6 protein-coding genes and 1 tRNA gene are annotated in these 9,978 nt (G+C 68.3%); 5 read left to right on the top strand and 2 right to left on the bottom strand.

The genetic code is table 11. The features are described 5' to 3' along the window. Positions 1–502 precede the first annotated feature (502 nt). The gene (locus AC08OT_RS15485; RefSeq protein WP_476593754.1) at positions 503–2,056 is read left to right on the top strand and encodes a recombinase family protein; all 1,554 of its coding nucleotides are present in this window, start codon (positions 503–505) and stop codon (positions 2,054–2,056) included. Here AC08OT_RS15485 and AC08OT_RS15480 read toward each other — a convergent pair. Both AC08OT_RS15480 and AC08OT_RS15475 read right to left on the bottom strand, forming a co-directional pair. Beyond that, positions 2,021–2,105 (bottom strand) — tRNA-Leu (locus tag AC08OT_RS15480). The two genes, AC08OT_RS15485 and AC08OT_RS15480, sit on opposite strands and share 36 nt — an antisense overlap. Before the next feature lie 213 nt (positions 2,106–2,318). Then, positions 2,319–3,287 carry a ParA family protein gene (locus AC08OT_RS15475; RefSeq protein ID WP_476593755.1) on the bottom strand — a complete coding sequence of 323 codons (969 nt, stop codon included), beginning with the start codon at positions 3,285–3,287 and terminating at the stop codon, positions 2,319–2,321. A gap of 217 nt (positions 3,288–3,504) precedes the next feature. On the opposite strand from AC08OT_RS15475, the gene nifJ reads away from it, so the two are divergent. The 4 genes from nifJ to AC08OT_RS15455 all read left to right on the top strand — a co-directional run bounded on the left by nifJ (position 3,505) and on the right by AC08OT_RS15455 (position 9,793). Next, complete coding sequence (nifJ, locus tag AC08OT_RS15470) at positions 3,505–7,026, top strand: pyruvate:ferredoxin (flavodoxin) oxidoreductase (protein WP_476593756.1); 3,522 nt, start codon at positions 3,505–3,507, stop codon at positions 7,024–7,026. 220 nt (positions 7,027–7,246) lie between these two features. After that, the gene (locus AC08OT_RS15465; protein ID WP_476593757.1) at positions 7,247–7,846 is read left to right on the top strand and encodes a heme-binding beta-barrel domain-containing protein; all 600 of its coding nucleotides are present in this window, start codon (positions 7,247–7,249) and stop codon (positions 7,844–7,846) included. A 127-nt stretch (positions 7,847–7,973) separates the two neighbouring features. Then, complete coding sequence (locus AC08OT_RS15460) at positions 7,974–9,110, top strand: sensor histidine kinase (protein ID WP_476596110.1); 1,137 nt, start codon at positions 7,974–7,976, stop codon at positions 9,108–9,110. Then, positions 9,107–9,793 (top strand): response regulator, encoded by a 687-nt coding sequence (locus AC08OT_RS15455; RefSeq protein ID WP_476596109.1) that lies wholly within the window; start codon positions 9,107–9,109, stop codon positions 9,791–9,793. Before AC08OT_RS15460 ends, AC08OT_RS15455 begins: the two co-directional genes overlap by 4 nt. Positions 9,794–9,978 lie beyond the last annotated feature (185 nt).

Below are 9,978 nucleotides of genomic sequence, written 5' to 3'. Positions count from 1 at the left end.
CGCCAAAGCCGTGCCGATGATCAGGCCAGGACAAGACGCAGGCTGCTCCCCGGATGATGCGGAAGGCTCGGTCGACCATAAAACGTCCCCCGACGGTCCTGGACCTGCGCTGAATGGACGGCAGGCGGATAAGCATCCCCATGGAGCTGGACGTTACTATCAAGACACCCAAGGCGACGAGGTCTTTCTCATACTCCTCCCGGACGGGCCGCCGACCCTCACCCCCTCGGCGGCACGGGCACTGCTGCGTATCCTGCTGGCAGCACAATCCGCCCGTTCCGGCCGAACACCCGGGACCGAAGCGAACATGCCGCGGAAAGATCCGCCCACCTCAGACTCATCCGCGTCGCCTCACCACAAAGGACCGCCCCCATGATCAGACTTGCGTTCTGCGGCAGGGTCTCCACCGAAGACCAGCAGGATCCAGAGGTCTCCCGCAACTGGCAGATCGCCCGCGCACGAGCCCTGACGGAGAAGCACGGGGAGATCGTCGCCGAGTACTTTGACGTCGGGCACTCCCGGTCCCTGCCCTGGAAGCGCCGTCCACAGGCCAGCCTGCTACTCGACGCCCTCCCGGAACCCCGATCGGGGTTTCGATGCGGTTGTCATCGGCGAGCCGCATCGGGCGTTCTACGGCAACCAGTTCAGCCTGATCTTCCTGCTGTTCACCCACTATCGCGTCGCGCTGTGGGTGCCCGAGGTCGGCGGGCCGATCGACCCGACCTCGGAAGCCCACGACCTGATCATGTCAGTGTTCGGGGGCATGTCGAAGGGAGAACGGAACCGCATCAAGATCCGGGTACGGACCGCGATGGCAGCCCAGGCCAAGACCGAAGGCCGCTACCTCGGCGGTCGGCCGCCCTACGGCTACCGCATCGCCGACGCCGGCCCCCACCCCAACCCGGCCAAGGCCGCCGACGGCAAACGCCTCCACGTCCTGGAACCCGACCCGGTCACCAGCCCCATCGTGGCCAGGATCTTCTCCGAGTACGCCGCAGGCCGCGGGCTGTACGCGATCGCCGAGGGACTCACCGCCGACGGCATCCCCAGCCCGTCAGCGCATGATCCGGCACGCAACCCGCATAGGACCGGTATCGCCTGGTCCAAACCGGCGCTGCGTGCCATCCTGACCAACCCCCGCTACACCGGCCGTCAGGTCTGGAACCGCCAGCGCAAGGACGAGGTCCTTCTCGACGTCGAGGACGTCGCCCTCGGCTACGAGACCCGAATGCGGTGGAACAACCCCGACACCTGGATCTACTCCGCCGCGATCGTCCATCCGCCGCTGGTCGACGACGACACCTTCGCCCAGGTCAAAGCCCGCTACGCCGCCCGCAAGCTTGATCCGAGCGGGCCGCGCGAGCCCAAACGCACCCGGCACCCCTACCAGCTCCGTGGGCGGATGCGCTGCGGGAACTGCCAGCGGCGGATGCAGGGCAGCTGGAACAACGGCAAACCCCACTACCGCTGCGTCTACCCCGACCAGTACGCCTTCGCCAACCACGTCCACCACCCCTGCAGCGTCTACGTCCGCGAGGAACTCATCGTCCCCCACCTCGACCGCTGGCTCGCCCGCGCCTTCACCCCGCCCCGGCTCCCTGTGACCATCGCCGCCCTGACCGCCGCCCAGGATGACAACACCGACATCGGCCGTGACGCCGACCTCGCCCAAGCACGGAAGGCCGTCGCCGACTGCGACGCCAAGCTGGAGCGCTACCGGCTCGCCCTCGAAGCCGGCGCCGACCCCGCCCTCGTCGCCCGCTGGACCGCCAAAGCCAACACCGAACGCGCCGCCGCCCAGGCCCGCCTCCGGACCACCACCGACCGTCAGCGCATGACTGAACAGGAGATCAGCGACATCGTCACCGTCATGGGCGACATCGTCACGGTCCTCGCTGAGGCCGACCCAGCCGACAAGGCCGAGATCTACACCCAGCTCGGGCTCCAGCTGATCTACGAGCCGGGAGCCCACCAAGTGATTGCCGAAGCCCAGCCTCAAACGATCATGTACAAACGAGAGTGTCCGAGGGGGGACTTGAACCCCCACGCCCGTTAAAGGGCACTAGCACCTCAAGCTAGCGCGTCTGCCATTCCGCCACCCGGACAGGTGGTCGCGGATGTCTCACCCGCGAACGACTGCGATGTTACACACTCCAAGGGGGTGGTTGTCGCTACCCCCGACCACCAGACGATCAAGTCCCGACTTGCGAGTTCTGCCCCGCTTCGACGAGAACGAGAAGCGGCAGGATCACTACTCGAGGTGTGTCTCGGAGAATGTCGATCATGACTGGCTGGGCGCCGGGGCCTCTGGATCTCGCCTACGCGACGGGCCTACGTAACGGACCCGCCCCGCGGCTGGCCGCCCCGACCCGCCGGAGGAACTCCTCGACCAGGCTGATCAGCTCCCGGGCCACCTCGGGCGGGAGATCTGCGGACAGCACCGCCGGCAGTTGGGTTCCAGCTGCTCCGGCGAAGCTCCGGTTACTTACGTGGAGCATCGACTCGAACACTGGAAGTCCGAGACTCGATGCCTGGTGGATGTAGGGCCGCAGGAAGCTGGTCGGCCGACCGCCGTAGTACTGGACCATCATGAGAACAACACCGAGCACCCGCGGTTCGAGTCGTTTCACGGCCGGATGCATCCCGGACTGCAACTCCGCGACCCTGTTGTACTCCCAGACGAACCGGCCCAGTCTGCTCATCAGATGTTCGATGCCCAGCGTCGACAGGTTGTCCGGCCGGGCCGGGATGAGCAGGTGGTCGCAGGCGGCGATCGCGGCCCGGGTGATGACTCCGAAGTTCGGCGGGCAGTCGATGAGCACAAGGTCGTAGTCGTACGTGGAGAAGGACGCCAGCCCGGTGGCCAGCCGCTGGTAGACGTCGAAGTAGTACCTGGTGGACCGGTGGGCCCGCGCCCCGCCCAGCCTGGCGGTGAGGTCCATCTCGATGTCGCCGAGCGAGAGGTGCGACGCGAGCAGGTCCAGCGTGCCGCCGCCCGCGGCGACGGCGGCGTTGACGATCGACGGTGTGGTCACGTACCCCGCGAGGGGCGGTGGGGTGGTCTCCGGCCGCCACGACTCGAACCACGCCTTGACGGTTCTCCGGTGGTCGGCGAGGTCCGTCCGCCAGGTCTCGGGCCGGTAAAAGGAGAAGGTCAGGTTCGCCTGCGGGTCCAGGTCGATCATCAGTACCCGTCTCCCCAACCGGGCGATCGCGGCGCCGATGTTTGCGGTGAGCGTGGTCTTGCCTACCCCGCCCTTGTAGCTGGCGATCGCCACGACCTTCACCGCATCCTCGCTCCCGGTCGCGCGCTCCGCCCGGCGGCGGAGGGACGTCGTGCCTCCTCGGCCGGACCCTCAAGCTTCCGCGTCCGGTTCACCAGCAGACTACGGCTGTTTCTGGATCGGTCACGTGGCCGGGAGTCGGATACTGGTGACTTCCGCCTTCGGGGACGGGAAGGAAGTCCCCCCTCGATCCGTCTCCGGACGCCTGAGTCTGGGATGCATGGGTCAGAAGACGATCGATGGGAACGAGGCCGCCGCGTTGGTGGCCTACCGGGCGAGCGAGGTGATCGCGATCTATCCGATCACCCCGGCGTCGGCTATGGGGGAGCTGGCCGATGCGTGGGCGGCGAAGGGCCGCCCGAACCTGTGGGGTGCGGTGCCCGAGGTCGTCCAGCTGCAGAGCGAGGGTGGTGCCGCCGGCGCGGTGCATGGGGCGTTGCAGGCGGGTGCGCTGTCGACGACGTTCACCGCCTCGCAGGGTCTCCTGCTGATGCTGCCCAACATGTTCAAGATCGCCGGTGAGCTCACGCCGATGGTTCTCCACGTCGCGGCCCGGACCGTGGCCACGCACGCACTGTCGATCTTTGGTGATCACAGCGACGTGATGGCGGCGAGGTCAACCGGTTTCGCCATGCTGTGTTCGGCGTCGCCGCAGGAGGCGCATGACCTGGCCGCGGTGGCGCAGGCGGCAACGCTCGAGTCGCGGGTGCCGTTCCTGCACTTCTTCGACGGTTTCCGCACGTCGCACGAGTTGAACGAGGTGGCGTTGCTCGACGACGGCACGCTGGGTGGTCTGCTGGCGGCCGAGCATATCGATGCCCATCGCCGCCGGGCGTTGTCCCCCGACCGCCCGGTGATCCGGGGCACCACCCAGGATCCCGACACGTTCTTCCAGGCCCGGGAGGCGTCGAACACGTTCTACGCCGCGGTTCCCGGGATTGTGCAAGGGGTGATGGACCGGCTGGCCGCGGCGACGGGCCGGGCCTACCGCCTGTTCGAGTATCAGGGTCATCCCGAGGCCGAGCGGGTCGTGGTCGTCATGGGGTCGGGTCGGTCGGCGGTGCGGGAGGCGGTCACCCGGCTGGTCGAGCGAGGCGAGCGGGTCGGGTTCGTCCAGGTCCGCTTGTTCCGTCCCTTCGACGGCCGGGCGTTGCTCGCGTGCCTGCCCTCGACGGTGCGGTCGGTCGCGGTCCTGGACCGGACGAAGGAGCCGGGCGCGTCGGGTGAGCCGTTGCGGCTGGACGTCGTCGCCGCGTTCGCGGAACGGCCCGAGCGGATGCCGCGGGTGATCGGTGTCCGTTACGGGTTGGCGTCGAAGGAGTTCACCCCGGCGATGGCGGCGGCGGTGTTCGACGAGCTGGCCGGCGCGGCGCCGCGTCGGGAGGTGACGGTGGGTATCCGCGACGACGTCACGGACCTGTCGCTCGAGGTGGACGACGACCGTGTCCCGGAGCCGGATGACGTGCTGCGGGCGGTGTTCTACGGGCTCGGTAGCGACGGCACCGTGGGTGCCACGCGGGCGACGGCCGGTATCGTCGCCGCTCGCACGCCGCTGCACGCGCAGGCGTACTTTGTGTTCGACTCCAAGAAGTCGGGGTCGATGACGGTCTCGCATCTGCGGCTGTCGCCACGACCGGTCGACTCCCCATGGCTTATCCAGAACGCCCAGTATGTGGGCTGTCATCAGTCCTCGCTGCTGGAACGGGTGGACGTGCTCGCCGTGGCCGCGCCGGGTGCCACCGTGCTGCTCAACAGCCCGCATGCGCCGGAAAAGGTGTGGGACTATCTGCCGGCCGACGCGCAGCGGCACCTGCTTGACCGGGGTGCGCGCCTGTTCGTCGTCGACGCCGACCGGGTGGCGAAGCAGGCCGGCATGCCCGGGATCGTAAGCCCGGTGCTGCAGACCTGTTTCCTGGCGCTGTCCGGTCTGCTGGACCGCGACGAGGCGATCGCGGCGGTCAAGGACGGGGTCCGCGCCGCCCGCGGCAAACGCGGTGACGCCGTGCTGCAGCGTAACTTCGCCGCCATCGATGCCGCGCTCGACGCCCTGCACGAGGTCGACCTGCAGGCTCGTGTGGTCACGGGGCAGGCGCGCCGGCAGCTGCTCGGCGAGGCGCCCGCGTTCGTCCGGCAGGTGACGGCGCGGATCATGGCGGGGGAGGGGAACCTGCTTCCCGTCAGCGCACTACCGGCTGACGGCACCTTCCCCGTCGGGACGGCACGGTACGAGAAACGCGGCCTGACCCGCGAGCTTCCGGTGTGGGATGCGGACCTGTGCATCGACTGCGGCAAGTGCGCGATCTCCTGCCCGCACGCCGCCATCCGGATGACGTTGTTCGAGCCGGCGCAGCTCGCCGGCGCGCCAGCGTCGTTCCGGCACAAAAAGCCGAAGGACCGCACCCTCGCGGCGTTCCGGCTCGCGGTGCAGGTGGCACCGGACGACTGTACCGGCTGCGGCATCTGCGTCGAGGCGTGCCCGGCGAAGAGCCGGGAGATCGAGGGCCATCGCGCCCTGGACATGGTCGACGCCGCACCCCGCTTCGAGGAGGAACGCGCCGGATGGGCGTTCCGCGAAACGCTGCCGGCGGTCCCACCGGCGCTCGCCCCACCGGACACGGTCCGCGGCTCGCAGCTACGGGAGCCGCTGTTCGAGTTCTCCGGCGCCTGCGCCGGCTGCGGGGAGTCGCCCTACCTCAAACTGCTCACGCAGCTGTTCGGTGACCGCATCATCGTCGCGAACGCCACGGGATGCTCGTCCATCTACGGCGGCAACCTGCCGACCACACCCTGGTCGGCGGGCACCGACGGCCGCGGCCCGGCCTGGGCGAACTCGCTGTTCGAGGACAACGCCGAGTTCGGGCTCGGGCTACGCCTCGCGCTCGACACCCGGGCCCGCGAGGCCCGCCGGCTGCTGCGCGCACAGACCGCGACGGTCGGTGGCACGCTCGTCGAGGCGCTGCTCACCGCCGACCAGTCGACCGAGGCCGGCATCCTCGACCAACGCCAGCGGGTGGCCGAACTACGCCGACGGCTGGCCACCGTCGACCACGACACCACCCTCGACGCTGTTCTCGACGACCTCGTCGACAAAAGCGTGTGGATCATCGGTGGGGACGGGTGGGCGTACGACATCGGCTTCGGCGGCCTCGACCACGTGCTCGCGTCGGGGCGCGACGTCAACGTGCTCGTCCTCGATACCGAGGTGTACTCCAACACCGGTGGGCAGGCGTCGAAGTCGACGCCGCGCGCCGCGGTCGCGAAGTTCGCCGGCGGCGGCAAACGGACCCGCAAGAAAGACCTTGGGCTGCTCGCCGCCGCCTACGGCGACGTGTACGTCGCGCAGGTCGCCCTCGGCGCCAACGACCAGCACACGGTGAAAGCCTTCAACGAGGCGGCCAGCTGGCACGGCCCGTCCCTCATTGTCGCCTACAGCCACTGCATCGCCCACGGCATCACCATGACCGACGGCATGGCCCACCAGAAAGCCGCGGTGAAATCGGGATACTGGCCGCTCTACCGGGTCGACCCCCGAGCGGAAAGGCCGTTCTCCCTCGACTCGCGGGCACCGTCCATCCCCTTCAGCGAGTTCGCCGCCACCGAGTCCCGGTTCACCCTCCTCAACACCGTCAACCCCGACGAAGCCGACGAGCTCGCGGCACTCGCCCAACGCGACATCCTCGGGCGCTGGCAGACCTACGAACACGAAGCCGCCCACCCCCGCAACACCACCACGCAAAACTGAAGCGGCGCCGTGCTCACCAAAGCGGCGCCGTGCCCCATGAGACCAGTGAAATATTCGATCTTGATGGCGGGTCCGTGAGCACGGTGAATGTGCCGTCTTGCGCGTCCTGAGAGTCGTGCAACAGCGGCTTGCAGGAATTTGACAGTAATGTCGAGATGTTCCGGGCTTGTTCCGGGATTGTGCCGGCTATAGATGGTTCCTCGCCCAAGGAGGGTTCGCCTTGACGGAAAAGACGGGAAAGACTGGGGAGACGGGAAAAGCCGGCCCGGAGTTCGGTCCGTTGGCGGCCCTGGCCGGTGAGTGGGAGGGCAACCAGGGGGTGGACGTTGCCTTCGGCAACGCCGAGGGCACGATTATCGAGACCCCGTACCGCGAGAGGGTCACCTTCAAGCCCTTCGGTCCCGTGGACAACGGCCCGCAGTGTCTCTACGGCCTCGACTACCACATGGCCGCGTGGCGGGCCGGCGAGGAGAAGGCGTTCCACACTGAGATCGGCTACTGGCTGTGGGACGCCGATCTCGGCCACGTCATGCGGTGCTTCATGGTGCCCCGCGGTACAGTCCTGATCGCTGGTGGTGCCGTGGCGCCGGACGCGACCGACTTCACCCTGCGGGCGCAGGCCGGCTCCCCCACATACGGTATCCTGTCCAACCCCTACCTGGCTCGCGCGGCGAACAGCATCCGCTACGAGGTGAGCATCACCGTCACCGATAACGGGAGCTTCGCCTACACCTCCACGACCACCATCGATCACGAGCGGGTGTCTGACCCGGTCGCCCATACGGACCGCAACGTGCTGCGGCGCCTGTCCGACGCTTAGCCGCCCGGCTTAACCGCTTGGCTCAGCCGCTCGGCTTATCGGCTTAGCCGCCCGGCGCACCGAGCGAAGTGTGTGCCTCGTACTTTCGGCCGATCAGGAGCGGCATCGGTTCTCGTACCGTGATTGGGTGCACGCCCTTCTTCGCTCGGTGTGGGACGAGCCTCCTCCTCCCCGCCCGCCGTCGCGGGTGTGGCGGGACTGGGCACTCGTGGGGGTGCTCGCGCCGGTCGCGGTGCTCGAAGGAGTTCTGCGACCGGACGTTCCATGGCGGGCCGTCTCGGTGATTCTCGCTGTCGGGTTGCTGCCCACGTTGTTGTGGCGCCGGACCAGACCGCTGCTGATGGTCGCGATCGTCTTCGTCACCGCCGGCCTGGTCTCCCTGGTGACTGGTGGCGAGCCAAAACTGCAGGTGATCGTGTATGTGCTCGTGTTGCCGTACTCGTTGTACCGGTGGGGGTCAGGGCGCGAGGCCGTGATCGGCTCGCTGATCCTGATTGCCAAGGTCTGCCTCTCGATGGTCCTCGGCTACCTCAGCGTCGCCGACGCGATCGCCGGATTCGCCGTCTTGTCCGCGGCCGCCGCACTGGGCGGAGCGTCCCGGTACCGGGCCAGGGCGAGGATCCGTGAGCTCAACCAGGTCAAGCTGCTCGAACGCGAACGGCTGGCCCGCGACCTGCACGACACTGTCGCTCATCACGTCTCGGCGATTGTGATCCGCGCCCAGGCGGGCCTTGCGACATCGGCATCGCGACCGGAAGCCGCGACCGAGGCACTCCGCGTGATCGAGGCCGAGGCGTCGCGCACGCTGGCCGAGATGCGCGCCGTGGTCCGCGTCCTGCGCCGGAACCAACCGGCGGACCTGGCGCCCAGCCCGGAGATCGCCGATCTCGAACAGCTCGCGAGCCGCGACCGTGCCGGTCCGTCTGTCGACGTGGAGATCCTCGGCGACCTCGACGACCTTCCTCCATCGGTCGGTGCCGCGATCTACCGCCTCGCCCAGGAGTCGGTCACCAACGCCCGACGACATGCTCGTCACGCCTCGTGTATCGAGGTCCGCGTCGCCGCCGACGACACGATGGTGCACCTACGCGTGAGCAACGACGGCGACACCAGCACCACCCGCCCGACCGCGCCACCGGGCTACGGGCTCACCGGCATGATCGAACGTGCTCACCTGCTCGGCGGCACCTGCGCAGCTGGCCCGGCCCCCGATCGAGGCTGGACCGTGACGGTCGCGCTCCCTCGAACAGGCTGGGCGACATGAGCATCCGAGTGATCATCGCCGACGACCAGGAAATCGTCCGTACCGGGCTCCGGATGATCCTCGACGCCCAACCGGGCATCGAGGTCATCGGCGAGGCTGCTGGCGGGCGGCGAGCCGTGGAGCTCGCACAGCGCCTACGCCCCGATGTCTGCCTGTTCGACATTCGGATGCCCGGCCTGGACGGCATCGAAGCCACCCGTTGTCTCGCCGGACCGACTGTCGACGATCCCCTCGCCGTCGTCGTTATCACGACCTTCGATCTCGATGACTACGTCTACGCTGCCCTCAGAGCCGGCGCCCGGGGCTTCCTGCTCAAAGACGCCGGCCCTGACCTGCTCGCCCAGGCCGTCCACGCCGCCGCGGGCGGCGACGCGCTCATCGCCCCGAGCATCACCGCGCGACTACTCGAGGCCTTCGCCGACGCCGGGCCAGCCGCACCGCCGGTGCAACCCGTCGAGCCGCTCACGGACCGAGAAGAGCAGATCCTCGCCACCGTGGCACGTGGGCGCACCAACAGCGAGATCGCCGGCGAATTCCACATCACCCTCAGCACCGTCAAGACCCACATCGCCAGCCTCATGGCTAAGCTCGGCGCCCGCAACCGCGTCGAGATCGCCATGTGGGCCTACGAGACCAAGCGCGTTACCAACCGATTCGGGCCCGATAGCGCTCGCGGACGATGACACGCGGGTGACCGAAGTTCAGCGCGGCCGACACGGATCTCATCGGCCAGACACGGATCTCATCGGCCAAAAGTACGGCCTTGCGGTCGGATGATCGGCCGACTCGGCTCAGGCCCTTCCACCGATGAGCCGCGCCACCTCGATCGCCACAATCGGGTCATGGCCGACGAGAGCATGACCAGATG

This window comes from Frankia sp. CgJB1 (assembly GCF_977947065.1).
This window is presented reverse-complemented; position numbering and strand designations above follow the sequence as displayed.

Bases quoted from the DNA above. Each gene is read 5' to 3' on its own strand.
- nifJ (WP_476593756.1), top strand. From the start codon at position 3,505: ATGGGTCAGAAGACGATCGATGGGAACGAGGCCGCCGCGTTGGTGGCC.
- AC08OT_RS15455 (WP_476596109.1), top strand. From the start codon at position 9,107: ATGAGCATCCGAGTGATCATCGCCGACGACCAGGAAATCGTCCGTACC.